This is a genomic window from Rhodococcus sp. 05-2256-B1 (assembly GCF_002258465.1).
Classification (GTDB): domain Bacteria; phylum Actinomycetota; class Actinomycetes; order Mycobacteriales; family Mycobacteriaceae; genus Rhodococcoides; species Rhodococcoides fascians.
The window spans coordinates 455089-480750 of record NZ_NOZA01000015.1 but is presented as its reverse complement, the minus strand read 5'-3'; the positions used below and the strand labels follow the sequence as shown (position 1 = coordinate 480750).

Here is a 25662-nt window from a genome sequence, read left to right as displayed (position 1 = left end):
GGTCGATAACCCTTCGCCACCAACACATTGTCCCGCACCACCGACAATGGGGTGCCTCGACACTCGAGACACCCCACCATCAAAATGCAACAGCCCCTCGAGAGCACATATCCGCGCCACTGCCGCAGGCATTACAGGCGTTCGATGATGGTGGCGTTCGAGAGCCCGCCGGCCTCGCACATCACCTGTAGGCCGTAACGCTGCTCGCGCTCGGCGAGCGCGTGGACCATGGTCGTCATGATTCGGGCACCGCTGCCGCCGAGCGGATGGCCGATGGCGATGGCCCCGCCGTTGACGTTGACCTTGTTCATGTCTGCGCCGGTTTCCTTCGCCCAGGCGAGCACAACCGACGCAAAGGCCTCGTTCACCTCGAACAGGTCGATGTCGTTCATCGTCAGCCCGGCTTTGGCGAGCACCTTCTTCGTCGCCGGAATGACTGCGGTGAGCATCATCAACGGATCGTCGCCGACCACCGCGAAGCTGTGCAGCCTCGCCATCGGAGTCAGGCCGAGTTCCTTCGCTTTCTCACTGGTCGTGATCATGACGGCCGCACTACCGTCGTTGACCTGACTTGCGTTGCCTGCGGTGATGTTCCAACCGATTTCCGGGAACCGCTGCGCCATGGCGTCGCTGAAGTAGGCCGGTCGCAGTCCCGCCAGCGCATCGAGTGTGGATCCGGTGCGGATCCCCTCGTCGCGTTCGAGTCCGCGGATTGCGGTGATCTCCCGCTTGAAACGCCCCTCTTCGGTGGCTGCGGCAGCCTTCGCATGACTCACTAGAGCGAACTCGTCCATCTCGGTACGGCTGATACCCCATCTCGCCGCGATCAATTCGGCACTGATGCCCTGCGGCACCAACCCTTCCGGATACCTCTCGATGAAACCGACACCTGCCGGATCCTCGGTTCCCACCAGGTTCGACCCCATCGGAATGCGGCTCATCGACTCCGAACCGGTAGCCACGGCCAGATCGTAAGCACCGGAGATCACGCCCTGTGCGGCGAAATGTATTGCCTGCTGGCTACTTCCGCATTGCCGATCGACGGTGGTTGCGGGTACGGATTCCGGATAGCCCGCCGCCAGCGCCGCGCGCCGAGTCATGTTCGACGCCTGATCCCCTACCGCGGTGACAACTCCGCCGATGACGTCGTCGATCTGGCTCGGGTCTATCCCACTGCGCTGCACTACTTCCCGCAGGCTATGGGCCATCAGGTCGACTGGATGCTCGGGATGCAACGTGCCGTTCGCTTTGCCCCGTCCGACCGGGGTTCTGACTGCCTCGACGATGACTGCGTCTCTCATGACGGCTCCTTGTCCGATCGATCCGGTCCTGTCGGATCGCTGACACCACGGTACGAGCTGGCTATAGTTTTGTAAAGTCAGTAGGATCGTGGCATGCCCCTCCACATGGACGGCCCACTGTCCGATCTCGACAGCTGGACAGCAGGTGACCGTTGCTCCATCGCACGCGCGCTGTCGGTGGTCGGCACCCGATCGACGATGCTGATCCTGCGCGAGGCGTTCTACGGAACCACCCGCTTCGATGACTTCAGCCGACGCGTCGGCATCACCGACGCCAGCAGTGCGGCCCGACTCAAAGAACTGGTCGACGTCGGAATCTTCGTCAAGAAGCCCTACCGCCCCGAAAAGGGCAGAACGCGCTACGAATACGTTCTGACGAGAATGGGCGAGGATCTGCTGCCCGTCGTACTCGGATTGATGCAGTGGGGCGACCAGTACCTGCAACAAGACGACGGACCGCTCGACGTCGTCGATTCCCGAGGCGAGCCCGTGCGCGTACGGGTCACCGACCGCGTCGGTTCCGAAGTGCCGATGAACGAGCTGCGAGTACGCGTTGCCGGATGATTGCCGGGCCGACGCGTAGCGTCTCCGCCATGGACGATGAATCGTGCATCGAACCCGAGAATGACCCGCGAGCACAGTGGCGACAGCTACCCGACCCCGTGCAGCCCAGCCACGAGGGCCAGGCCCTGGAATCCGACACCTCCATTTGGGACCACAAACCCAAGAACGACCCGAGCATGGACATTGTTCGCTGATTTGCGCAAGTGCCTTCTTCGGGTCACACCGCTTCGACGGCGAGTGCGACTCCGATACCGATGAAAAGGACTCCGATCACTCGGTTCCAGGATGTCGACTTCGACGAACCACCGGCCAGACGGCCCACAGCCGCGGTGACCACCGCCCAGACCACCACACCGATTGCCACATCCACGATTCCGAGTAACCCGATCTGCAGGGGAAGCGGTCCGTCGGCATCGACGAACTGCGGCAGCAGCGCGACGAAGAACAGAATGGCTTTGGGATTGAGCACGTTCGTCACCAGGCCCATGCGAAACCAGCGCACATCGGAGGTCGCACGCCTCTCCGACGACGACTGTCGCAGCGCGGAAATACCGAGCCACACCAGGTACAGACCCCCGAGAATCTGAATGATGCTCAGCGCCATCGGTGATCGTGAGATGAGCAGTGACAGCCCCATCACCGCAGCGATCATGTGCACGCACAGTCCGGTCTGCGCGCCGAGGCCCGCTCGCCACCCGGCACTACGGCTGCTCGCTGCCGCCCGGGCCACCACCGCGAAGTCCGGACCGGGTATCGCGTAGGCCAACAGCACGACGCCGAGGAACGGTAACCATTGGATGTCCGTCATCGTCTCGACGGTATCTAATGCTTTTACATCCGTAAACCATTAGACTCGGGCGATGGACTGGAACTGGCTCGGCGACCACTTCGCGCTCGACGTGGTCAACACCGTGCAGTTGCAACGCGGCACCTACGTCGAACTGATCGCCTCCACCGCCGATCTCCAGGAATGGGCCGAGCTACAGGGTGCCCGGGTACCCGAGACAATCCCTGACGATGCCGACATCGACACATTCCGGCTGACGCGAGATCACATGCTGGCGCTACTGCGGGCGGTGGCGTCGGACATGGAAGTTCCGGGAGACAGCGTCGACCACATCGACGACATTGCCCGACGCCATCCGGTGACCCGTCGGCTCGATCTCGGGGGCGGCGGTGGCGTCGGACATGTTGTGGGGACGTCGGATCCGGTCGACGCGATACGCGCCCGTGCAGCGTCAGCGGTCATCGATCTACTGAACGGACCGGATCGCGCACGATTGTCACTCTGCGACGCTCCGCGATGCGGTCAACTGTTTCTGCAGGATCGGCCCAATCAGCAATGGTGCTGCAGCGCATGCGGAAATCGAGCCCGTGCGGCACGACACCACGCAAAGGAGAAGCGCGGATCATGAACAGTTCAGTACGCCAGGTGGCTCAGCCGACACATTTACGCCCCCAGCAGCAATCCACGCCGCCCACACGGGGCGTAAATTCCGAACAGGGGCGTAGATTGCAACCCCCACCCACACATCCGCGCCCCCACCGACACATCAGCTCCCCACATTCGGAAACCCGACGCCGATCGGAGTCAAAAATCCGAAACCGAGGAGCCGATACGCGGCAACAAGCTCAGCCGACACATCTACGCCCCAAGCAGCAATCCACACCCCCCACACGGGGCGTAAATTCCGAACAGGGGCGTAGATTGCAACCCCCACCCACACATCCGCGCCCCCACCGACACATCAGCTCCCCACCTTCGGAAACCCGACGCCGATCGGAGTCAGAAATCCGAAACCGAGGAGCCGATACGCGGCAACAGGCTCAGCCCAATTGCACTGTCGCAGTAGCGCGGTGGCCGAAGATTCGCTTGCCCTCGAAGGTCGCGCCGATCGAGATGACGGCCGTACGGGACTCCTCGTCCTTCGACTTGATCTTGCCGCCGAAGACGATTTCGGCCGGCTTGTGTGTGTCCACCGGGATCGGGGTGGTGAATCGAACGGTGTAGTCCTTCACCGCGCCTGGATCGCCGAGCCACTCGCTGATGAATCCGCCGCCGACACCCATGGTGAGCATGCCGTGCGCCAGGACGTTCTCGAGATCGATCATCTTGGCGAACTTCTCGTCCCAGTGAATCGGGTTCGCGTCACCGGCGACGCCGGCGTAGTTCACCAGATCTCCGCGAGTCAAACGCACAGTGCGCGAGGGCAATTCGTCTCCGACATTGACCTCGTCGAACTTCCGAGTGGGCTGGCCCCGGTACTCCTCGACGATGAGCGGCTCGTGCTCCTGGGGAGTGGACAGGGTGTCGTGCTCACTCGCCTCGGCACTGCTGGTGTCGGTCGTCGCACCGAACATCACGATGTTGCGAGCCGCCTCGGAGATGGCCGGATCGATCTCGCCGGATCGCCCGACGAGCAGCGTGGTGTACGTGGTCTGCACCAGTTCGTTCTTCTGGTTGGACACGACGTTCTTGGTGATCATCATGTCTCGACCCATGACCGTCTTGAACGCGTCGAGGGAGACATCGCAGGTCAACTGGTCACCGGCCAGAATCGGCTTCTGGAACACCAGTACCTGATCGGTCTGCAGAATCTGGCTGAGGTCGTATCCCTCGGCGATGGACTGCAACAGCTTCTTCTGCGCCAGAGTGCCGACCAACGACATGAACGTCAGCGGGGCCACCAGAGCGCTGTGGCCCAGTGCTGCTGCGGCATCGCCGTCCCAGTGGGCGGGGTGGAAATCCTGAACGGCACGGGCGTACTCGCGAACCTTCTCGCGGCCCACCTCGTAGTAGTCCTCGGTGCGGTAGTGATACCCGACCATGCTGCGCGCGTGCTCCGCCGGATCGAATGCTCCCGCATCGGATGCTGCTGCGCCGGACTCCGCTACCTGCTCTGCCACTGTTGCCCCACCGTCTCGTCCCTACTGTTCATCATTACCCGAGCAACCTACCCAACGACGACGCACGTTGGCCAGGAAGGGGCTCAGGCAGAACGGTGCCGCGGGGCGTCCCGGTACCCCACCATGCCCACCATCGCGGCCGGCTGCGTCAGCACCGACGCACTGCTCATCGCGCCGCGCGGACGGTGTTGGCGCGACGCGACCGCATCGATCGCCATCAGGGCCGCCCCGTGCGCAGTGAGGGACTCGGGATTGGCAGGCGCGATGACGGGCAACATCAAATCGCGTCGAAACATCCGACGCAGCGACGGCAGGTTGGCGCATCCGCCCACCATCACCAACGCGTTCACGGCGCAGGGTGCGTCGACGATGATGCTGGCCACCCAATCTTCCAGTGATCGGATACTGCGCTCGAGAACATCGTCGAACGTGTTGCGCCACAACCGGACCGGTCCGCCGACGAACGGCCCGGTGACCTCGGCCACCCGCAGGCGTGACAGCTGTTCGCGTGCCGTGCGAACGGACACCAGCAACTCCGCGCGGGCCCGTTCCGAGGCCAATTCGTCTGCCCCGTAGACGGACAGAAGGTAACGCGAGATCTGGGCGTCACACCCGATCCCGCCGAACAACGTGGTGCGGACCGAACTGTGCACCGCTCCCGTGGCGGGGTCGGCAATGGACACGGTGGTTCCCGACGCCCCGATGTCGCACACGGCCACGGTGCGCGCACCCTCGAGCATCCCCGTGCCGCGTAGATACCGAAGTTGCGCCCCGAGCTCCGACGCCACCAGCAGACGATCGGCCTCGTACGTGGAATACGCCGACGTGCGTCCGCGCGCACCGGGATCGTCCGGAACGGCGAGAACGATGTCCGGTCGATCCACCATCTGATCCCGCGACATCGAATCCAACAGATCGAGCGCGGCCTGCAGATGGTCGTCGGGATCGAACGATCGCACGACGTGCGCAGAACGTACCGACTCGTCCGACGCATCCAGGGCTACACCCCGGGCAATGGCTGAACCCACCGAGACACCAAGGACAGATCTCATGTTCCCTCGACTCGCCTAGCTACTCCGACCTGGCGATCGTAGCGCCTCGAACCGTCGAGGAGTCGGTAAATGCCCTGTTCTATTCAACTTTCGGTTTGTTTTGGGATTCGTTACAACCACTCGGGCGACGAGTTGGGTCAGGCGACGTGCCCGAATCCGGCCCGACGGTCGGCGAGCAACGAGCCCCACTCCTCCTGCGCCGACGACATCGCGGCACAGCCCACGCCGTTGTCGGAGTCCATTCCTCGTGCCGCAGTGACGATGGATCGAGCCGACTGCACGAGAGAAACATCGAAACGGAAACTGTGCGCTGCCAATTCGGCGAACGCCTCATCCGGACTGCAGCCGCGCAAGGCAATGAGGACACCCACAGCCCTGTCGATGGTCGTGCGCGTCACCGGTTCTACTGCGGATTTGTCGGTCATCGAGAACTCACCGTCTACTGGTCGATCACCCGATGGTAGCCAGGCTCGAGCAGAAGCTCAGGTGTCCGAGTCGAATTCACACACCTGTCACACCACGGACTTTTCGAAGTAGCGAACCCGCTCGCTCACAACGGATTATCGATGAAATCGTCACTCTGCCGGATCGGTGACAGGTGGTTCCTCCGTCCGAGGCGCGGGCTCGGGATCCGTCGGCCCCGAAGGCTCCGCGGGCTCCACGGGCTCGGTCGGCCCCGTCGGCTCCGTGGGCTCCGTGGGCTCCGTCGGCTCCGTGGGTTCGGTCGGACCCGGTTCCGTGGGATCTGGGACGTTCGTATCGGTGGGAGCTGTGGTTTCGTCGTCGGTCGGCGGAGTCTCGGTCTCGGGCTTCGAGTTCTCTGTTTTCGTATCCCGACCACCGGGGGCGGAATAGCCGCCACCCGAGTTCTCCCGTCCCGTCGACGACGAACTCGGTGCGTTCGACGTCGCACTCGGGGCGTCCATCGGGAACGCGTCGATCCAGATGCCTCCCGACCCGGAGCCGGCCGTCGTCACATCCAGAACACCCGCGCCGATCGGTGGAACCGCGGACGGCCCAGCCACAGGAACAACCGGCCCGGCGCTCGACGCCGGCCGACCGGGCGCCGATGGGGCGATGCTGGAATCTGCGGTATCGAGTACTGCGTCCTGAGTCGGCGCGAGCGAGGAGAACGCCCACACGGTTGCCCCACTCAGAGCAGCCAGCACGGCCACACCCAATCCGACCATGGTCCATCGAGATCCCCGCGACGCAGCATCGAATTCTCCGGCCCGATCGTCTAAGCCGGGTCGCCCCGCAGCGATCTCGTCACCCGACGGACGGCCCGCCCTGGACGCGGCACCGACGACGGCGGCGGCCACGTCCAACGGGTACTCGTCGGGCAACCGCGGATCGTCCATCGCCAATACCTCGACGTCGACGACGCGGTGGTCGGCCAGCGCGGCCCGAACGATCTCGCCGTGCAGAAGGTTGTCGCAGACCACGGCGGCACCGTCGACGATCAGGTCTCGTTGAGCTGCCTGTACACGCATGATTCCGAGAACCGTCGCAACGGCGTCACCGATTCCGCCGGGGGCAGCGGCGATCGACACGGGTCGCGAGGTGACCGGGCCCAGACCGGGCAGATCGGTTTCGACCAAGACGGCCGAGATCTCGTCGGTTCCGACGTGAACGCCCAACGCAACGGACATACCCGTCGACCCCCCTACTCGATTCGGCCCCACAGTACACTTCGAGGGCATAAACGGGGAAAACGACGGTTTGTGTGCGGGGTCAGAACTCCAACTTGCTCGCCTCGTCACGAGCCAGTTCGGCTGCACGGCGCTCACGCTCGAAGAGGAGTCCGAACGTGAACCCGTTCTCGCCGGAGGTGGTTCCCGCTCGAGCCCCGAGGGTGCGCAGAATCTCCGCCGCGATGACGGCATCCTGATGCTCGCCCAGAACTTCTTGAATCTGCTTGTATCTCTTGATATTCGACTTGGACACCTTCTTGTCCACGACGGGTGCCACCAACTCGGCCGCATACCGAGCCCGCTTCGAGGCCTTCCTCGCGCGGTGCAGTTGCTCGTCGTCGGTGCCTCGCACAGCCTTCTCGGTGCGGTCTACGGCCTTCTTGCCGGCCTTGCGCGCCAGCTTGATCAGCAACCGCTCACTCACCTCGCCATCGATCGGCAATCCCCTCGACCAGGCAGCCACGGTCGTGAGCAACTCTCGGTAGCGCTCGCCGTCGAGCTCGGCCATCGCGGCTTCGCGGTGTCGGATCTGCTCGGCCAGCAGGTCGTTCTCGATACGCGACGCCACCGGGCCCAGAACTAGTTCCGACGGAAGGTCTCGCAGCGCCGCTGCAAACCGCGCCCGCTGCACCTGTCGATCTCGCACCTCGCCGAGCAGGCTTGCATACCAGGACAATTCGGCTTCGAGTGCGGCCGTGGGCTCGTCCTCGAACACGCTGCCGAAGACGCGAAGCGTACTGCGGTAGCGCCTGATGGCCACCCGCGTGGAGTGAATCGGATCCAGTCCGCGGCGCAGATACACGTCGCCGGCCACGATGGCCTGCGCTTGCTCGTCGAGATAATCGACGAGCAACCGAAGCCCGTCGTGCGCCGGCTCCTCCCGAACCACCGACAGCGCACGATTCAACTTGGACGGATGTGCCGACGGCGTCGCACCCGACGCGCGAAGCACCTTGCTCGCCTTCTTCAGGAACGATTCCGAGCCGGCGGGCCCGAGCTCGACCTCCACCTCACGCCACTGCGGCCCGGTCGCGCCGCCGATCAGGACGACCGACACCGCGTCGTCGGCGAATTCGGCCACGACGGCTCCGGATGCATCGGTGACGGTACGAATCTTCCGACGCGTCGTCAGGGTGGCGACAGCCGACAACTGCTTGCCCATGACCGCCCCGCGCAGTACGTCGGCCAGCTCGTCGGGCACGACCTGCGGGTCGCCGTGACCGAGTGGAAGCCTGATCTCGGTTCGCGCCTTCTCCGCAGGAACCTTTGCGTGCCAACCGTTATCGGAGTCTCCGGTGCGTCGCCGAAGGGTGATTCCCCGACGCAGCAGATCGTGACCGGTGGTGTCGAAGTACTCGCTGACCAGTTCGGTGTCGGTCTCCACCGCCGCGCCGTCGGCAGGAACGAGCGAGGTGAGGGAGGGGAACTCGAAGTCTGCATCGACATCGAACTTGTCTTCGCGCTCGGTCTGTGACTCCATACCGACCATCCTGCCTCGAGGACGCTGCCCCGTGGCGGTCGAAACCGTAGATCTATCGCCGCCACGGCAAAACGAACGGCGGTGTCTACGGTCGCCGAGGCGTGGTGATCGTGGGTTTCGTCGGGGTCGAGGCGCGAGTGGTGGTGTGCGGCAACGTCGTTCTGGTCGGCGCAGTGGTGGTCGGCGCAGTGGTGGCCGGCGCAGTGGTGGTCGTGAGGTGAGTCGGAGCCGTCGTGGTGGTCGGAGCCGTGGTCGTCGTCGGAACTCGAGTGCCCTCACGCGCGGGCCGAAGGACAGTGACGTCAGGAATCGTGTGAGTTGGAGGCGGTGACTCGGCACTGCTCGGCGAGGTGGGTGCAGGAGAGGACGTCGAGACTCCGGATGTCGGAGACGTCGAGGACGACGCGGCCGGCACCGAGGGCGGCGTCGACACGGACGGTGAGCCGTCCACCGCAGGCATCACAGCCTGCGATCGGGCGGAGGGCGACGCGTTCTGCGAGGTCGCGATCGACGGTTCGGGGGTGTCGTCGGTGGTCCGGGCCGCTGCCGCGACCACGGTTCCGGCCACGCACACCGCAACGAGCGCTGCGAGTGCGCCCCCGACGCGGCGGGACTTCGCTGCCCTGGCCATTCGCCTCGACGGGCTGCCGCTGTGCCGCGGACGACGGGAGGGCACGGCAGTCACGGCCATCACGGCAGGGGCCGGTGCAGGCCTGGCTCCCACGGTCCGCGCGATCCCGGCTGCCCCACGGGCGGCCAACAATTCCGGTCGTTCCGGAACGTAGACGGGCACCGACACGGCGTCGAACAGTGTCTGCCGAACGATCTGCATGTTGGCACCGCCGCCGACTGCGACGATCGCCTCCACGTGAACGCCGCTCGCGGCGACGGACTCGAGCACGTCGACGGCTGTGGAGACTGCCGCACGAACGGCGTCGCCGATGAGCTCGTCGAGGTCGTGTCGCCACAACGAGGCGCGACCGCCGACGAACGGCCCGACGACGGAGACGCTGCGCAGGATCGACAGCTGGTGTTTGCCGTCTCGCACGTCGTGCACGAGCTGTCGACGAGCTGCCACCGTCAAGGCTTCCGCCGCGCCGAACGTCTCGATCAGGTGGTCGCTGAGCACACGGTCGCAGTCGTCGCCGCGGAGTTCTTCGGTGCGACGCGAGGCCAGGACGCGACCGGACTCGACGTCGACCACCGACACGCTGGTGCCGGATGCGCCGACGTCGAACAGCGCGACGCAACGCTCACCGGCGAGCACTCCGGTTTCTCGTAACGCGCCCAGCTGCGCACCCAGTTCGGATACGAGCACGATGCCGTCGGAGAAGTCCTCGCGAAAGGCCGTGTCGGGATCGCTCTCGCGGAGGGCGAGCACCGGGTAGTAGCGAGCGGACGCGTATTCGTCTGCCGTGCTGTGCACCGATGCGACGACGGCATCCCAAGGATCCGGGGCGAGACCGTTGGGCGCGGGCCCGGTGGCAACCGGTTCGAGGGCGTGGAGCACCGTGTCGACACCCGAGCTGTCGCTGATCACACTGCGGACGCCACTCGACCCCAGGGAAGCGCCGAGCACGGTCGGATCGGGTACCGCGGACACGAGAAACCTCATTCTGGTAGGCCCCAACCCACGTTCGAGCACCAGAATACCGCTACAACCGGGAACTCACCAGGTTTCGTCCAAGAAAACAGACCGAACGTTGGTCTATGTCACGTCCGACTGGATGAAGTTCAGATACGCCTTCGACGGAGTGGGACCACGCTGCCCCTGATACTTGGAGCCGACCGCGGCGCTGCCGTACGGATTCTCCGAGGGTGACGACAGCCGGAACAGGCACAGCTGCCCGATCTTCATTCCCGGCCACAGCGTGATCGGCAGGTTGGCGACGTTGGACAGCTCCAACGTGATGTGACCGCTGAATCCCGGGTCGATGAATCCTGCCGTCGAGTGGGTGAGCAGTCCCAGCCGGCCCAGAGAGCTCTTCCCCTCGAGTCGACCCGCCAGATAATCCGGCAACGTCGTCAGTTCGAGAGTGGAACCGAGGACGAATTCCCCCGGATGAAGAACGAACGGCTCACCCGCTCGTGGCTCCACCAACGTCGTCAGCTCGTCCTGCTGCTGGGACGGATCGATGTGGGTGTACCGGGTGTTGTTGAACACCCGGAACAGCTTGTCGAGTCGCACATCGACGCTCGACGGCTGCACCATCGACGGATCGAAGGGATCGATCGCCAGGTTGCCCAGGGTCACTTCGGCACGAATGTCACGGTCGGAGAGCAGCACCACTGCAGGCTACTGGTCCTCACGGGCCTTACGCGAAGCACCCGAGTGACCACTTCCACAGGTACGGGCGGACCGAACAGTCGGACAATCGATCGGTCACACCTCTCACATTCGGTGACACTCCCTCAGGAAGAGCCCCTATGTACATTCGACCCAAGCGCATTCGAATCGACGTTCCTTCGTACTTCGATCATCCCTCCCAGTGCCACATTCTGGCCACGACTCCCACCCGAAGTCCCGCTTTGTGGACGCAATTTCTCGACGGTGCCGAAGAAAGCTATCGACGCCACGACGTGACACCAGCGCTCGAGATATCGGCAATTCGCGACGGCGGGACCACCGCATTGTTCTTCGCCGCTCTCGACCGAACCGGAACGATCCTCGGCGGAGTTCGCGTTCAAGGGCCGTATTCTTCGGCCGATCAATCACACGCACTCGTCGAATTCGCCGCGCATCCCGAGGGCCGACACCGCGTTCGCGCGATGCTCGACAGCCGCATCGAGGACGGGGTCGTCGAGATCAAGTCGGCGTGGGTTGCCCCGGGAGCACCCCGAGGCCGCGCCGTCACCACCATGATCGCGCAGTCACCGGCTTACAGCACAGCACTGCTGGGCGCTCGTTACGCGCTGGCCACTGCCGCCTCCCACGTCCGCGCCGCGTGGCTGCGCACCGGAGCAGCGATCGCAACGCACATCGAACCGGTGCCCTACCCCGACGACCGATACCGAACCGAGGTGTTCTGGTGGGACCGAACGACTCTCGCGTTCGATGCCGAACTCGAGACGTGGCGGCGCATGAAACGCAACACGGTCTCGCTGCTCGCACAGCACGGCACGTCGAAGAACCTGCACTCGGCGGTGGCGTCGTGACGATTCCTATCACTGCCGAATACAGCTGGCAGCCTGTGATATTCGACGAGACGGTCGCCACACAGCGGGCCGCCCTGGACGAGCTACGGGGTGACACCTCGATCACCGTTCTCGACGAACGCGCCACCCAGCGAGCCGGACTGCATGCATTGTTGCCGAGCCCTGAGCAGAGCCTTCTCGACGAAAGCGACAGGTGGGTCTATTTCCCGTGGCGCAATACCGTCGTCGCCGTTCTCGGTCCGAATTCGTATCGGCACCTCCGACTGGACCGAAACAGAAACAAGATAACCCTCGAGGAACAGCAGAAATTGGGAGATCTCACGATCGGCGTCATCGGATTGAGCGTCGGACACGCCATTGCGCACACTCTCGCACTCGAGGGAATCTGCGGAACTCTTCGCCTCGCGGATTTCGACGAGATAGAACTGTCGAACCTCAACAGGATTCCGGCGTCGATCATCGATCTGGGTGTCAACAAAGCGATCGTCGCCGCCCGGCGAATCGCCGAAATAGATCCGTATCTGACGGTGGAGGTCTTTCGGAACGGGATCGACGAGACCACGATCGACGAGTTCTTCGACGGACTCGACCTGCTCGTCGAGGAATGCGACTCCCTCGACATCAAGGTCCGCGCACGAGAGGCGGCCAGGTCGCGTCGAATCCCCGTACTGATGGAGACCTCCGATCGAGGTCTGCTGGACGTCGAGCGATTCGACCTCGAACCACAGCGGCCGGTGTTTCATGGCGTACTCGGCGACATCGAGTCCGCCGGTCTGCACGGACTCGGAACCCGCGACAAGATTCCCATCGTGCTCGATCAGCTCGACGCCTCCCTGCTCTCGGCTCGGATGGCGGCCTCGATGGTGGAGGTGGGCGAAACGATCGAGACGTGGCCCCAGCTGGGCGGCGACGTCCAACTCGGGGGTGCCACCATCGCCGCGGCGGTCCGACGCTTCGGGACCGGAGCGCACCTACCGTCCGGCCGTATCCGCATCGATCTCGAGGTGCACCTCGACGGGCTGAACACGCCGGCCCCCACCCGCCGACAGGTCTCGGGTGATGCGGCCGGTCCGCAGAGCGTGGATTCCCGAGACTCGATACTCGAAGCGGCACGACGAGCGCCTTCCGGCGGAAACAGTCAGCCGTGGACCTTCTTCTCGAACGGCCGGACCTTCCGGGTCGACGTCGATCGATCCCGAACGTCCACCCTCGATATCGCGTACCGCGGCAGCTTCGTCGCTGTGGGCGCAGCCGGATTCAACGCGCGCGTGGCCGCCACCGCCCAGGGCATGCTCGCCGGCATCGAGATCACCGACGAGGCGGTCGAGCTGTCGTTGCGCGACGGTACCGCCGGACCGATCACCGATCGATGCCTCCTCGACGCCGTGCTCACCCGATCCACGGACCGCGAGCTCGGGTCACCGTCGACGCTGGACGATGCGGTGGTCGCCGATCTCGTTGCGGCCGCAGCCGCCGAAGGCGGACGTGCCGTGCTGTTGACGACGCGCGAGTCCATCACCGCGGCAGCGGACATTCTCGCGGCCGCCGACCGGATTCGGTATCTCACGCCGCATCTGCACCGAGAGATGTTCTCCGAACTGCGCTGGGCAGGCGATCCGGACCCGGATCGGGGCATCGACGTCGCCAGCCTCGGCATCGACGCCGCAGACCTGTCCACGCTGGACATCATCGGGCGGCCCGACGTCATGGCGCTCGTGTCTGCCTGGAACGCAGGCGCTGCCCTGGCCACCGACATGCGCGATCGCGTATCGGCGAGCTCCGCGCTCGCAGTGATCGTGGTGCCCGGATCGACTCCGGCGCATTACATCCGGGGTGGATTTGCAACGGAGAACGTTTGGGTGACTTCACATCTGCACGCACTGGCAGTTCAACCCGTCTCACCACCGTTCCTCTACGCGCGCACGATGGACGAGCACCGAGAACTGTCTCCGACCCACGCAGAGACATTGCAGCAGTTGAACTTCGAGCTGCGGACGTTGGCGGAACTGGACGAGGCCGAGTCGATCGCTCTGGTGTTGCGGCTCGGCACTGCGCCACGAGGCGCGATATACAGTCGCAGAGTCGCGGTTTCGGCGTCCTTACCGGGGTAGAGTCCGGCATAGACCAGGGGGAACAGTCCTGCACTGCGTCTACAGGAGCGGTTCACGAGACCGCGTCGACGAGAGGCGGGAGTAGGGCCCTGGAGAACAGTCGGACACTCGAGGTCCTCGTCACCGGCGTCGCCACCGAACTCATGGGCGTCGACGCGGCGACGGTGCGAGAAGCATACCTGTCGGTACTGCGTCAGCTCGTGGACTACCTCGGCATCGATTTCAGCTTTCTCCGGCACCACGATTTCGATGCCCGGGCAACCAGACTCACCGCGGAATGGCCACCGCGCCTGAGCGTGCCCGATCCCGACCCCCTGGCCGTCGTCTACTTCGACGAGGCCGACTCGGTCTTCGCGATGGCCGAAACACTGTCCGAACCGGCAGTGTTTCGGCCCGACCCGGAGCAGGAGGACTATCGCCGACGCGTCGAGACCGCCTCGGGATTGAGCGCCACCTCGATGGCCGTCGTGCCGCTGCTGCACTCCGAACGCACCACCGGGATTCTGGGCTTCATCAAAGTGGGAGACCGAAGTTGGTCCCAGGCAGAACTGAACGCCCTCAAAGCAATTGCTGCTCTGCTGTCGCAGTTGCAGGCGCGAGTCAGCGCCGAGGAACAGATCAGGTTCTCGGCCTTGCACGACGGTCTCACCTCACTCCCGAACCGGACCGCACTCACGCAACACCTCCGTGACCGACTCGATCCGTCGATGCCCGGTCCGGTGGCGGTGTTGCACATCGACCTGGACCGCACCAAGGCGCTGAACGACTTTCTCGGACACCTCGCCGGCGACCAGTATCTCCAGGCTGTCGCCGAACGCCTGCAGGCGTTCGTCGACGAATCGGCGAGTCTCGCGGCCCGCCTGAGCGGCGACGAGTTCGTCGTGGTCCTGGCGGGCCCGTGCTCGCACCGCGTCGCCACCGACCGTGCCCGCACGATCGCCGAGTCGATACAGGCACCGGTCACTCTCGGTGTCGAGAGAATCGGTCGCAGCGCCAGCATCGGAATCGCCTTCGGCGTGCCCGGCACCCACACCGCCGACTCCCTGCTCCGACAAGCAGGGCAAGCCGCTCTGGTGGCCAAGCGTGCTGGTGGACATCACATCTCGCTGTTCACCGACGAGATGCACGCGCAATCCGAACTCCGCAACGACGTCGAGATCCATCTGCGTGACGCCATTGCAGGCGACTCGCTGACGTTGCACTTCCAACCCGAGGTCGACCTCGTCACCGGGCGCATCACTGCGGTGGAGGCACTGGTTCGGTGGCGTCACCCCACCCGCGGGTTGCTACCACCGTCGGCCTTCATTCCGGTGGCGGAGGAGACGAACCTCGCCGGCGAGCTCGGTCGGTGGGTTCTCGACCACGCGTGCCGGACCTTGGCTGCGTGGCAACGGGACATCCCCGGCCTCGACATCGTGATGCGCGTGAACATCTCGCCCGTACAGCTGGTCACCACCGGTTTTGCGGCCACCGTGGCGAGCGCCCTCGAGGAATTCTCGATCGCGGGCTGCAACCTGTGCCTGGAGATCACCGAAGTGGCCGTCGTACAGGATCTTTCGCGCACCCGAGTGACGCTCCGGGAACTGCGGGAGCTCGGCGTGCAGGTGGCGATCGACGACTTCGGAACCGGATACAGCTCGCTGTCACACCTCAAGGAACTGCCCGTCGACGCGCTCAAGATCGACCGCGCGTTCGTCACCGACCTCGGATCGGGGGCGACCGACGACCTCGCGATCGTCCAGTCGATCATCGGGCTCGCGCACGCCTTCGGCCTGAGCATCATCGCCGAGGGCGTCGAAACCGAGAGTGCCAGGAGCACATTGGTGGCCTTGGGCTGCACCCGCGCTCAGGGCTACCTCTTCTCCGAACCGGTGCCTGCCGAGGACGCCCAGGCCCTGCTGCACGGTGTACGCATCGACGTCGGGCCACCCTGCTAATCTGGACGCCGCACCACACGCCGGTGTAGTTCATTGGTAGAACGCGACCTTCCCAAGGTTGAGAGGCGGGTTCGATTCCCGTCACCGGCTCCACGTTCCCGTTGTCGGCGGTAAACCCGTCTTTCGATCGATCCCCGCGTCTGCACCCTCGCCGTCACCGGTAGCTCGGTCGGCAATCGGCATGCGACACAATAATCGCTACAGAACTATTGTTGTGACTTTTATGCGTTCATGTCCGAATTCGTAGGGACATTTCACAACTGCAGGAATACCGTGTGATCATGCGCGGACCACGCCGAAGTCTGATTCTTCTCGTCGTCGCACTCACCGCTGCACTGTCGGTCTTGTCGACCCAAGCGGCACCACTCGCACATGCCGGCCCACTCATGCCCATCGCCGCTGCACCGCCTCAACCCGACCACGCCGATGCCATTCGGTACGCGTCGACCAACCGCGACGCCGCCCCGCCCGGGGCCAACGACATGAGCTGCGTGCCCTCTGCCGAGCACCCCAATCCTGTCGTTCTCGTCCACGGCACCGACGCCACCGCCTACTCCGATTGGGCCGGCTTCTCCCCCATCCTGCGCGCCGCAGGCTTCTGTGTCTTCGCCATCAACTACGGCGCGTCGCCGGACGGTAAGTCCAACGGCTACGGCGTCATCGAAGACAGTGCAGCACAACTGAAATCGATGACGGCGACCATCCTCGACGCGACCGGTGCCGCGGCGGTGGACGTGGTGGGCTACTCGCAGGGTGCTGCCGTCGCCCGATACTTCGTCAACCGGCTCGGCGGGGCGGATGTCGTCGACCGATGGGTGGGAATCGCGTCACCGACCTACGGCGGCACCATGTACGGAGTCGCCCCCGTCGTACAAGCCGTGCCCGGCGCGACCGGTCTGGTGGCCGACGAATTCGGACCGGGCCTCGCCCAGTTGATGGCCGGATCGGACTTTCTCGAGAACCTCAACGCCGGCGGCGACACCGTCCCCGGCGTCGACTACACCTCGATCGCCACCAAGGTCGACGAGGTCATTCAGCCGTATACCAATGCGCTGCTGCGAGATCCGGGAGCGCACAACATCGTGATCCAGGACGTGTGCCCCGACACCGAGGTCGCCCACTTCACGTTCACCTACGACCCGACCGCGCTGCGTCTGGCGCTCAACGCACTCGACCCCGCGAATGCACGTCAGCCGTCCTGCGTTCCGGTACCGCTGGGAACGGGAATCCTCGACGTCGTGCTGGCCAGCCACTGACCCGTCAGGTCAGTAGTTGATGGGCTCGAAGCCCGACATAGAGTTCGGCGGCCTGCACGGGATCACGAAAGTCGCGACCGGTGAGTTCGGCGATACGCCGCAATCGGTACAACACCGTATTGCGGTGGTAGTGCAGCTGTTCCGAGGCATCCTTGGTGGAGCCACCGCACGAGAACCACGCATCGAGAGTGGCGAGCAGACTCGTCCGCTCGGCGCGGGGCAACGCCAACAGATCGCCTAGAATCTGACGGGCCGCGATACGGCCGGATTTCGGGTCGCGCGCGAGCAGTAACGGCACCGGTACCGAGTCGTAGCGCACCGGCGTCGACGGCACAGAATCGGGAAAGCTGCACGACCGGGCCAGACGGGCTTGCCCCACGGCGTCACCGATTCCCGACGGCGACCGGAACACCGAACTGACACCGATCCGCCCCGGGCACAGTTCTCCGAAAGTGGCCAGTGCCGTATCGATGTCGGATTCCCGAGCGGCACAGAACAATCCGATGCTTCCGTCCACCTCGGCATCCCACACCGACTCGGTTCCCGCGGCCCGCAACCGAGCGACGACGCCTTCGATACCGAGTCCCGTCGACGAGGGTTCCTGGGATACCACCGCAAAAAAGCCGCGATCCGGAATTCGGAACGCACGCAGGGCATCCGCCGCCGCGGCCGGATTCGCAGCGTGATCGGCGAACAGCACCCGAATCAGCCGGCCGCGGGCTTCGGCGCTCTCGCGGGCTCGCATATCGGCGCTCTCTCGATACGCCTCGGCCGCCTCGTCGGAATACACGTCGACCAATGCCCACACCTGCGCCGCCATGTCCAGCAGCGCGTGGCTGGCCCGGCCGTGCGAACGCACCATCAACTCGTCCCAGACCAGCCGACCACCGAGCCGGAACGCGTGCAGCAATGCCGCCAGCGGTACACCTTGCTCGGCCTTGAGCCTGCCCGCCTGCTGCGCCGACTCGAGCCGAACCGGTGCACGCCCGGACAGCTTGCCCAACATCGATGCCAGATTGCTGCGAGACGCTTCGTGGAGTTGATCCGCGGTGAGCAGCGTCGCCTCCAGATACGCGTGCTCGGCTCCCAGGATGCGCCGGACCAGTTCGCTCGCCAGCTCGTCGACGTCGTCGAGCATCGCCGCCGCCAGCTCGGTCGGTGACGGATGCAGAGCGGACTCGGTGGTGGTCATGACTGAACCATAGCCCGGCCAATGTAAGCCACACCACACCCAAACTGTGCGACGGCACAATCCGCTGCGCTCGATTGACAGCGGCGGCCCATAGCCTGCCGCCCCCAATGCGACCAGAATCACACTCGAAGCCGTGTATCCGAACGACGAGTGGAGACGAAAAGTTGACCAACGAAGTCACCCCGCATCTGCAGCCTGTACCGACGAACGGACCGGACGCCTCCCTGGCGGTCGATACCGCTCTTGCCGACCTCGACGCGGGCGAGCAGACCTGGGGCAGGCTCGGCCTGGCCGACCGCCGGGCACTGCTCGAGCGCATGCACGCCCTCACCACGACGCACGCGCAGGAATGGGTGACCGCCGCGGCGTCGGTCAAGGGCCTCGACCCCTCGTCCAACCTGCTCGGTGAGGAATGGCTCTCCGGCCCGTACTCGCTTCTCGGCGGTCTCGGCACGCTCGCGCACACCCTCTCCGCGCTCGAGGCAGGCGGCAGCCCGCTGGCCGGAGCGAAGTTCGGAACAGCCCCGGGCGGGCGGACGACCGTATCGGTGTTGCCGCTCAACAACTTCGAGAAGCTACTGCTCAACGGGTTCAGTGCCGAGGTGTGGCTCCGGCCCGGAATCGACCGTGCCACCGCACAGCGCACCGCAGGCCTCGCCCAACTCGACCCGACGCGCACCGCGGGCGTCGGCGTCGTCCTGGGCGCGGGCAACATCACCTCGATCGCCCCGCTCGACGCCCTCTACGAACTGATCGCCTTCAACCGCGTCGTCGCGCTCAAGCTCAACCCCATCATGGACCCACTGCTGCCGGTCTTCGAGAAGATCCTCGCCCCACTGGTGGACATCGGCGCGCTGCGTCTGCTCACCGGTGGAGCCGACGTCGGCACCTACCTGGTCAACCACGATCGCGTCGACCACGTCCACATGACGGGCAGCGCAATCACCCACGACGCCATCGTCTTCGGCCCGGGACCCGACGGTGCCGCCCGTAAGGCGGCGAACCGGCCGATCCTGACCAAGGAGATCTCCAGTGAACTCGGTGGCGTCTCGCCCACCATCGTGTTGCCGGGCGAGTGGAGCCGCGCGGACATCGAGTTCCAAGCCGAACACGTAGCCACCCAGCGACTGCACAACAGCGGATACAACTGTGTCGCTTCGCAGGTCGTCGTGCTGTCCTCGGAATGGAAGCAGCGCGACGAGTTCATCGCAGCCCTGCGCGCCGCACTCGACCGGGCACCGGCCCGCGCCCCGTACTACCCGGGCAGCGACAGACGAGTGTCCGACGCCACTGCCACGTACCCGTCGGCCGAACGGCTCGGCGACGGCGGTGGCCGGGTGCTCATCACCGACCTCGATCCCGGCGAGTACGCACCGCTTCTGCAGACCGAGTACTTCGCACCCGTGATGGGCGTCATCGAGTTGCCCTACACCGGAGCAGCATTCGCCGCCAAGGCCGTCCAGACGGCCAACGAGGAGTTCACCGGCACCCTCGGCATCAACATCATCGGCACGCCGAGCACCATCAAGGAACTCGGTGAGAAGTTCGACTCCATGCTTGCAGACCTGCGGTACGGCACCATCGCCGTCAATGCCTGGACCGCCCTCGGATTCCTCACCGCATCGGCCACCTGGGGCGCGTTCCCCGGCCACACCGTCGACGATGTGCAGAGCGGAATCGGCATCGTGCACAACGCATTACTGATCGACGGTGCCGAACGAACCGTGGTACGCGGACCTTTCCGCCCACTGTCGAGGTCGCTGATCAGCGGAGAGATGTCCATCTCCCCCAAGCCGCCGTGGTTCGTCACCAACAAAACCGCAGCATCGACCGGGAAGCTGCTCACCGCATTCGCCGGAGCACCGTCCTGGACCAAACTCCCGGCAATATTCGCCTCCGCCCTGCGCGGCTGAGCAGCGTCCAACGACAGCTGCCGACGAACCCGAAGGACAATCATGAGCACACAGAACACAACCGCCGACTACATCGTCGTGGGCGCGGGCTCGGCCGGCGCAGTGGTGGCCAACCGGCTCAGCGCCGATCCCCGCAACAGCGTGATCCTGCTCGAGGCAGGCCCGGAAGACAAGAACAAGTTCGCCCACATCCCCGCCGCGTTCTCCAAACTCTTTCGTACCGAGGTCGATTGGGACTACCTCACCGAACCCCAGCCGGGGCTACGCGACCGCAGCATCTACTGGCCGCGCGGCAAGATGCTCGGCGGCTCGTCGTCGATGAACGCCATGATGTGGGTACGCGGATTCGCCGCCGACTACGACGAGTGGGCGGCCAATTCCGACGACTCGTGGTCGTTCCGCAACCTCGTCGGATACTTCCGCAAGATCGAGAACATCGAGGGCACAACAGAACTGGACGCCGGAACCGGCGGGCCGCTGATCGTCTCCCACCAGCGCAGCTCACGCCCGCTCACCTCGTCCTTCCTCTCCGCCGTCGAGGAAGCCGGCTACTCGGTGGAAACCCCCAACCTGCCCGAACCCACGGGCTTCAGCCGCACCATGGTCAACCAGAAACGCGGCGCCCGCTGGAGCACCGCCGACGCCTACCTTCGCCCGGCCAAGAAGCGCACCAACCTCACCGTCCTCACCGAGGCACAGGCCACCCGGGTTCTCTTCGAGGGCAGCGCCGCCGTCGGCGTCGAATACACCTCCGACGGCGTCACCCATACGGTGCGCGCACACAAGGAAGTCGTTCTGTCCGGCGGAGCCATCAACACACCGCAGCTGCTGATGCTCTCCGGCATCGGAGACAAGGAGCAGCTCGCAGCCCACGGCATCACCGTCCGGCACCACTCGCCGGACGTCGGGCAGAACCTCCTCGACCACCTGGCCGCCCTCATCGGATGGAAGACCGAGAAGGACTCCCTCTTCCATGCCGAGAAGATTCCCGAACTCATCAACTATCTCGCGCGCCGACGCGGCATGCTCACCTCCAACGTCGCGGAGGCATACGGCTTCATCCGGAGCCATGAGGATCTGCCGCTGCCGGACCTCGAACTCATCTTCGGACCGGCCCCGTTCTTCGACGAAGGCCTGATCGCCGCCGACGCACACGCCGCGGTCATCGGCACAGTCCTGCTGCAACCCAAGAGCCGAGGCGAGATCACGCTCCGGTCCGCCGACCCCCTGGCCAAGCCCATCGTCGAGCCGCGTTACCTCAGCGACCCCGACGGAATGGACCGCAGGGCCATGATCGAGGGACTGCGCGTATGCGTCGCGCTGTCGGAGACCCCGTCCCTGAAGGGCCAGCTCGGGGACGTCGTACGCCCCAGGGTGGCGTCGAACATCTCCCCGGCGGATCTACTCACCGAGGCCCTGGAGCAGAACGCGCACACTCTGTACCACCCGGTGGGCACCGCGCGGATGGGCAACGATGCCGGCAGCGTCGTCGACGCCGCGCTGCGGGTTCGGGGTGTCGACCGACTCCGGGTCGCCGACGCATCGATCATGCCCAGCATCATCCGCGGCCACACCCATGCACCGTCGGTGATCATCGGCGAACGAGCCGCGGATCTGATCCTGGGCTGAGCCGAACGTGAACATGTCTGGTTTGACCGTTCACACCGTGGGGTAACAGGTCGGCACCGCTTCAATGCAGGCATCGCGATGAAGACCCATCCGATCGGCAAGCAGCGCCGAATAACCCACAACGCTCGAGAGACGAGCACGGAAGGTTGACCGACATGTTCACTGTTCGTAAAGCTTTGGCCGCCACCGCAATCGGTGCACTCACCATCGTCCCGCTCGCCGCGTGCTCCAGCGACGACGCATCCAGCACCACCGACGCAGCCACCTCCTCGGAATCGTCGGCCATGGAGACCACCGAGAGCACCCCCGAGCCCGCAGCCGAGGTCGCCGACCTCAGCAACGGCGTCGACACCGCAGTTGCTCTCGACCCCGGCTTCCTGGGCGCACTGACCACCCTCGGCCTCACGCCGGGCGTAGTCGGAACCGCAACTCTCGCAGACGGTTCCATTCGCTTCCCGATCACCGGTGGCGACGTCAAGTACTGGGAGCCCGGCACGGTCGACCCCTACGTGCAGGGCGAGATCAACCACGACGGCAGCGGATTGTCGCTGACCGCAGGCGAGACCGTGGTCGAGCTGACCAACTTCGACATCGACCCGGGCACGTCGCTGCTCACCGGTGACGTCACGGTCAACGGCGAAGAGGCTGCTGCCGACGCCGTGCTGTTCGACCTCGACGGCCGCACCCTGCAGCCGTTGGCAACCGGCCCCGAGAACACCGCCATCCTGCAGGGCACGCAGGTGAAGATCTCGGAGACCGCAGCCGGACTGCTCAACGACACGTTCAAGACCGACGCTGTCACCCCGGGACTGCTCGTCGGCGTTGCGACCATCACGGTCAAGACCGCCGCATAATCAGCTCCTGAACCCGTGCGCGGGCAGTCACCGACGACGTCGGTGCTGCTCGCGCTCTGGTGCTTTCACAGACGTTTCGTAAAACGCGACAGGGGACCGGGAATGAGAGCCTTCCGACGGATATACGGTGGCCACCCTCTGCATGCCGTCGGCCTGCTGCTCTCTTTCGCGCTGGTCGGCTACGTCGTCCACATCGCCGGGCCGAAAACGTTGTGGAACAGCGACATCTGGTGGCATTCCATCGCCGTCTGGTTCTTCGGATCGGTACTGCTGCACGACGCGGTCCTGTTCCCGCTGTACTCGGCGGCCGATCGCCTTCTCACCGGGCTCGGACGACTACAGCTGACCGTCTCGCCCATCAACTACATTCGCGTCCCGGCCCTCGGCACAGCGCTGACGTTCTTGATGTTCTTCCCCGGAATACTGTCCCAGGGCGCGGAGACCTATCGTGCGGCAACAGGTTTGACCCAAGACCCCTTCTTGGAACGATGGCTGGTTCTGACAACGGTGTTGTTCGCCGCCAGCGCCGTCGTCTACTTCATTCGCTTCACCGTGGTACGGAGCCGAACATGAGCGTCACCGCAGACACCCTTTTCCACCGCGCCGCCGCTGGATTGCCCTGCTGGATCGGCGATTCCGACGGCTCGAGAGAACGTCTGCCCACGGCCCGCTGGATGGGCGGAAGCGCATCCTCGGAAGAGGATCGCCGAGCCGACCACGCCATGATCAGCCGATGTACCGGGTCCACCATCGATCTCGGATGCGGACCCGGCCGGCTGACCGAAGCTCTTGCCCGACGTGGACTCTCGGCGCTCGGCGTCGACACGTCGAAGGCTGCCGTCGACCTGACCATCGGCCGCGGCGGAAACGCCGTTCTCCGTGACCTCTTCGAGCCTCTGCCCGGCACCGGCACGTGGTCGTGTGTGCTGCTCGCCGACGGCAACATCGGCATCGGCGGGGATCCGGTGCGCCTGCTACGCCGAGCCGCCGATCTGCTGGCACCACACGGAGCCATCATCGCCGAGGTGGACGAACCGAGTGACTCCGGTATTCGGCACCGCACCGTTCGCTGGGAAACCGACACCATGGTCGGCGATTGGTTCGCCTGGTCGAGTGTCAGCGCCGACGCCACCGCCGACCTCGCCCGCGCCGCCGGCTTGCAGATGGTGGACGTGGCTCCGATCGACGGCCGTTGGTTCGCGCAGATGACTCCGGCTCCACTCACCAATTCGTGAACAGCAGATGATTGACGGCCAAGGCCCCGATCACCTGCAGCGCCAACCAGAATCGATGTGTTCGACGCGGCAGCACCGCCGGGGCGATCAACATCCACATCGCGAACGGCAGCCAGATCCGCTCCGTCTCCGCTTTGCTCAGCTGACTCAGATCGGCCATCACCACCGCCGCGAGGCCGCCGAGCACCAACAGGTTGATCGGCTGCACCCGCGCGGCGATGCGTGGGAAGGCCGCGGGCACAGCGACGCCGAGCGCGCAGAACAGTGCAGCGAAGTTCGCCCAGCCCCAGTACTCGAACGGACGATCCTTGGCGATGCCCTGGTAGTACCGCTCCTGTACCAGCTCGTACCCGTCGTACCACCAGAATCCGTACGCCGTGAAGATCCCCGCAACGAGCAGGGCACCGATCACTGCACCGACGAACGGCAGAACCTTTCGGCCCGCTATCAGCACCGCGACCGCGGGCAGACCCATCAACACCAGGCCGTAGTTCAAATAGATTCCGAACCCGAGAAGTACTCCCGCACCGATGGATGCGGGCCACAGCCAGCGCTTCGTCGAGACCGCCAGCAGCGCGATACCCCACGCCGCGACCCCGGCATAGAACGCGTCGGCGGAGACGGCGACCCAGATCGCTGCCGGTGCGATCGCCACGAACGGTGCTGCGCGCCTGGCCATGTCCTCGTCGCCCAGAACACCCAGCGTGAGAACCACGGCAACTGCGGCACTGGTTCCCACCAACACGCACAGCGTTGCCGCCCAGGCCCCGCCGCTCAAACCGAGACGGTCGAGCCAGACGAACGTCAGCAGCGCACCGGGAGGATGGCCCGAGACGTGAGTGGTCCACGAATCCGCCTGGTAATCCAGAATGCGCTCGGAGAATCCGCGCAGTGTCGCGGGGATGTCGGTGATGCCGGGCACCTCGTGCAGGTACTCGTCCGTCGAGGCCAACCGGTCGACGAACCCACGCTTCCATCCGTCGACCATCGCCAGCGCCATCGTCCACGCCGCCGACGCACCCCAGACGACGAACAACAGCCGCGTCCAGGACAGGCGTCGAGCCACGGTCGGTCCCCACAGCACGGTCGCCACCGCGATGAGGACGGCGAACGGCGTTCCCCATCCGACATGAACCTCACGAAAACCGAACAGCGGTGCGGCGTCGGCGAAATCGCGCACCTGCTGCGGTGTTCTGTTGATGATCGGGGTGACGATCTCGTTGCCCAGATACGGAACGACGAACGCGACGGCAACGAGCACGACGGCCAGCGCACCGGCGACGGCTTCTCTCCAGTAACGGATAGTGTTTTCTCCCTGCGGACTTGAAGACGAACACGGTTTCGGACCAGCATATCGACCGACGGTGATGGAGGATGGGTA

Annotated in this window: 23 protein-coding genes and 1 tRNA gene; 13 read left to right on the top strand and 11 right to left on the bottom strand. The window is 65.0% G+C overall.

Features of this window, described 5'->3' with window-relative positions; all coding sequences use genetic code 11:
* Positions 1 to 131: 131 nt before the first annotated feature.
* Positions 132 to 1301, bottom strand: a complete 1170-nt coding sequence (locus CH285_RS08210) for a thiolase family protein (protein WP_032371733.1) — start codon at positions 1299 to 1301, stop codon at positions 132 to 134.
* Between the two features lie 93 nt (positions 1302 to 1394).
* On the opposite strand from CH285_RS08210, the gene CH285_RS08205 reads away from it, so the two are divergent.
* Both CH285_RS08205 and CH285_RS27840 read left to right on the top strand, forming a co-directional pair.
* Complete coding sequence (locus CH285_RS08205) at positions 1395 to 1865, top strand: winged helix-turn-helix transcriptional regulator (protein WP_094621350.1); 471 nt, start codon at positions 1395 to 1397, stop codon at positions 1863 to 1865.
* A 29-nt stretch (positions 1866 to 1894) separates the two neighbouring features.
* On the top strand, positions 1895 to 2059 hold the full coding sequence (locus CH285_RS27840; RefSeq protein ID WP_155290302.1) for a hypothetical protein: 165 nt from the start codon (positions 1895 to 1897) through the stop codon (positions 2057 to 2059).
* A gap of 23 nt (positions 2060 to 2082) precedes the next feature.
* Here the strand turns inward: CH285_RS27840 and CH285_RS08200 are convergent, their stop codons facing one another.
* On the bottom strand, positions 2083 to 2673 hold the full coding sequence (locus tag CH285_RS08200) for a LysE family translocator (RefSeq protein WP_094643567.1): 591 nt from the start codon (positions 2671 to 2673) through the stop codon (positions 2083 to 2085).
* A gap of 52 nt (positions 2674 to 2725) precedes the next feature.
* Here CH285_RS08200 and CH285_RS08195 point away from each other — a divergent pair, with 52 nt between their 5' ends.
* A complete protein-coding gene (locus CH285_RS08195) occupies positions 2726 to 3280 on the top strand; it encodes a CGNR zinc finger domain-containing protein (protein ID WP_052073932.1) in 555 nt (184 codons plus the stop codon).
* A gap of 412 nt (positions 3281 to 3692) precedes the next feature.
* Here the strand turns inward: CH285_RS08195 and CH285_RS08190 are convergent, their stop codons facing one another.
* The 7 genes from CH285_RS08190 to dcd form a co-directional block, all read right to left on the bottom strand.
* Positions 3693 to 4772, bottom strand: a complete 1080-nt coding sequence (locus tag CH285_RS08190; protein ID WP_032374830.1) for a fused (3R)-hydroxyacyl-ACP dehydratase subunits HadA/HadB — start codon at positions 4770 to 4772, stop codon at positions 3693 to 3695.
* Positions 4773 to 4855: 83 nt separating this feature from the next.
* On the bottom strand, positions 4856 to 5824 hold the full coding sequence (locus tag CH285_RS08185) for an Hsp70 family protein (RefSeq protein ID WP_176458495.1): 969 nt from the start codon (positions 5822 to 5824) through the stop codon (positions 4856 to 4858).
* A gap of 137 nt (positions 5825 to 5961) precedes the next feature.
* A complete protein-coding gene (locus CH285_RS08180; RefSeq protein WP_094643569.1) occupies positions 5962 to 6249 on the bottom strand; it encodes an ANTAR domain-containing protein in 288 nt (95 codons plus the stop codon).
* Positions 6250 to 6399: 150 nt separating this feature from the next.
* Positions 6400 to 7476, bottom strand: a complete 1077-nt coding sequence (locus CH285_RS27835) for a hypothetical protein (protein WP_176458494.1) — start codon at positions 7474 to 7476, stop codon at positions 6400 to 6402.
* A gap of 82 nt (positions 7477 to 7558) precedes the next feature.
* Positions 7559 to 8998 (bottom strand): CYTH and CHAD domain-containing protein, encoded by a 1440-nt coding sequence (locus CH285_RS08170; RefSeq protein WP_094643621.1) that lies wholly within the window; start codon positions 8996 to 8998, stop codon positions 7559 to 7561.
* Between the two features lie 85 nt (positions 8999 to 9083).
* Complete coding sequence (locus CH285_RS08165) at positions 9084 to 10601, bottom strand: Hsp70 family protein (protein ID WP_176458493.1); 1518 nt, start codon at positions 10599 to 10601, stop codon at positions 9084 to 9086.
* 105 nt (positions 10602 to 10706) lie between these two features.
* Positions 10707 to 11285 carry a dCTP deaminase gene (dcd, locus tag CH285_RS08160; protein WP_027495411.1) on the bottom strand — a complete coding sequence of 193 codons (579 nt, stop codon included), beginning with the start codon at positions 11283 to 11285 and terminating at the stop codon, positions 10707 to 10709.
* A 140-nt stretch (positions 11286 to 11425) separates the two neighbouring features.
* Between dcd and CH285_RS27830 the strand changes: the two genes are divergently transcribed.
* The 5 genes from CH285_RS27830 to CH285_RS08140 all read left to right on the top strand — a co-directional run bounded on the left by CH285_RS27830 (position 11426) and on the right by CH285_RS08140 (position 17458).
* Entirely contained in the window at positions 11426 to 12154 is a 729-nt protein-coding gene (locus CH285_RS27830; protein WP_051364987.1) for a hypothetical protein, read from the top strand.
* Complete coding sequence (locus tag CH285_RS08155; protein ID WP_176458492.1) at positions 12151 to 14265, top strand: Rv1355c family protein; 2115 nt, start codon at positions 12151 to 12153, stop codon at positions 14263 to 14265. The genes CH285_RS27830 and CH285_RS08155 overlap by 4 nt, the downstream gene beginning before the upstream one ends.
* 143 nt (positions 14266 to 14408) lie before the next feature.
* A complete protein-coding gene (locus tag CH285_RS08150) occupies positions 14409 to 16202 on the top strand; it encodes a putative bifunctional diguanylate cyclase/phosphodiesterase (RefSeq protein WP_094643572.1) in 1794 nt (597 codons plus the stop codon).
* A gap of 19 nt (positions 16203 to 16221) precedes the next feature.
* Positions 16222 to 16295, top strand: a tRNA-Gly gene (locus CH285_RS08145).
* 188 nt (positions 16296 to 16483) lie between these two features.
* Positions 16484 to 17458, top strand: coding sequence for an esterase/lipase family protein (locus CH285_RS08140; protein WP_094643622.1), 975 nt, complete (start codon positions 16484 to 16486; stop codon positions 17456 to 17458).
* Positions 17459 to 17462: 4 nt separating this feature from the next.
* Here the strand turns inward: CH285_RS08140 and CH285_RS08135 are convergent, their stop codons facing one another.
* A complete protein-coding gene (locus tag CH285_RS08135) occupies positions 17463 to 18650 on the bottom strand; it encodes a PucR family transcriptional regulator (RefSeq protein ID WP_094643573.1) in 1188 nt (395 codons plus the stop codon).
* A 224-nt stretch (positions 18651 to 18874) separates the two neighbouring features.
* Between CH285_RS08135 and CH285_RS08130 the strand changes: the two genes are divergently transcribed.
* From CH285_RS08130 to CH285_RS08110, 5 genes are all read left to right on the top strand, one after another.
* The gene (locus CH285_RS08130) at positions 18875 to 20563 is read left to right on the top strand and encodes an aldehyde dehydrogenase family protein (RefSeq protein ID WP_032392338.1); all 1689 of its coding nucleotides are present in this window, start codon (positions 18875 to 18877) and stop codon (positions 20561 to 20563) included.
* A 42-nt stretch (positions 20564 to 20605) separates the two neighbouring features.
* Positions 20606 to 22192, top strand: a complete 1587-nt coding sequence (locus tag CH285_RS08125) for a GMC family oxidoreductase (RefSeq protein ID WP_094643575.1) — start codon at positions 20606 to 20608, stop codon at positions 22190 to 22192.
* Between the two features lie 155 nt (positions 22193 to 22347).
* On the top strand, positions 22348 to 23046 hold the full coding sequence (locus CH285_RS08120) for a hypothetical protein (RefSeq protein ID WP_032367076.1): 699 nt from the start codon (positions 22348 to 22350) through the stop codon (positions 23044 to 23046).
* A 102-nt stretch (positions 23047 to 23148) separates the two neighbouring features.
* Positions 23149 to 23619, top strand: coding sequence for a hypothetical protein (locus CH285_RS08115; protein ID WP_027495403.1), 471 nt, complete (start codon positions 23149 to 23151; stop codon positions 23617 to 23619).
* Positions 23616 to 24281 (top strand): methyltransferase domain-containing protein, encoded by a 666-nt coding sequence (locus tag CH285_RS08110; protein ID WP_032367078.1) that lies wholly within the window; start codon positions 23616 to 23618, stop codon positions 24279 to 24281. Before CH285_RS08115 ends, CH285_RS08110 begins: the two co-directional genes overlap by 4 nt.
* On the opposite strand, the gene CH285_RS08105 is transcribed toward CH285_RS08110, so the two are convergent.
* Complete coding sequence (locus tag CH285_RS08105) at positions 24268 to 25551, bottom strand: hypothetical protein (protein ID WP_255032225.1); 1284 nt, start codon at positions 25549 to 25551, stop codon at positions 24268 to 24270. The two genes, CH285_RS08110 and CH285_RS08105, sit on opposite strands and share 14 nt — an antisense overlap.
* Positions 25552 to 25662 lie beyond the last annotated feature (111 nt).

Coding starts and splice junctions, on each gene's coding strand:
- CH285_RS08210 (WP_032371733.1), bottom strand. CDS start 1,301: ATGAGAGACGCAGTCATCGTCGAGGCAGTCAGAACCCCGGTCGGACGG.
- CH285_RS08205 (WP_094621350.1), top strand. CDS start 1,395: ATGCCCCTCCACATGGACGGCCCACTGTCCGATCTCGACAGCTGGACA.
- CH285_RS27840 (WP_155290302.1), top strand. CDS start 1,895: ATGGACGATGAATCGTGCATCGAACCCGAGAATGACCCGCGAGCACAG.
- CH285_RS08200 (WP_094643567.1), bottom strand. CDS start 2,673: ATGACGGACATCCAATGGTTACCGTTCCTCGGCGTCGTGCTGTTGGCC.
- CH285_RS08195 (WP_052073932.1), top strand. CDS start 2,726: ATGGACTGGAACTGGCTCGGCGACCACTTCGCGCTCGACGTGGTCAAC.
- CH285_RS08185 (WP_176458495.1), bottom strand. CDS start 5,824: ATGAGATCTGTCCTTGGTGTCTCGGTGGGTTCAGCCATTGCCCGGGGT.
- CH285_RS08180 (WP_094643569.1), bottom strand. CDS start 6,249: ATGACCGACAAATCCGCAGTAGAACCGGTGACGCGCACGACCATCGAC.
- CH285_RS27835 (WP_176458494.1), bottom strand. CDS start 7,476: ATGTCCGTTGCGTTGGGCGTTCACGTCGGAACCGACGAGATCTCGGCC.
- CH285_RS08170 (WP_094643621.1), bottom strand. CDS start 8,998: ATGGAGTCACAGACCGAGCGCGAAGACAAGTTCGATGTCGATGCAGAC.
- CH285_RS27830 (WP_051364987.1), top strand. CDS start 11,426: ATGTACATTCGACCCAAGCGCATTCGAATCGACGTTCCTTCGTACTTC.
- CH285_RS08150 (WP_094643572.1), top strand. CDS start 14,409: ATGGGCGTCGACGCGGCGACGGTGCGAGAAGCATACCTGTCGGTACTG.
- CH285_RS08140 (WP_094643622.1), top strand. CDS start 16,484: ATGCGCGGACCACGCCGAAGTCTGATTCTTCTCGTCGTCGCACTCACC.
- CH285_RS08135 (WP_094643573.1), bottom strand. CDS start 18,650: ATGACCACCACCGAGTCCGCTCTGCATCCGTCACCGACCGAGCTGGCG.
- CH285_RS08125 (WP_094643575.1), top strand. CDS start 20,606: ATGAGCACACAGAACACAACCGCCGACTACATCGTCGTGGGCGCGGGC.
- CH285_RS08120 (WP_032367076.1), top strand. CDS start 22,348: ATGTTCACTGTTCGTAAAGCTTTGGCCGCCACCGCAATCGGTGCACTC.
- CH285_RS08115 (WP_027495403.1), top strand. CDS start 23,149: ATGAGAGCCTTCCGACGGATATACGGTGGCCACCCTCTGCATGCCGTC.
- CH285_RS08110 (WP_032367078.1), top strand. CDS start 23,616: ATGAGCGTCACCGCAGACACCCTTTTCCACCGCGCCGCCGCTGGATTG.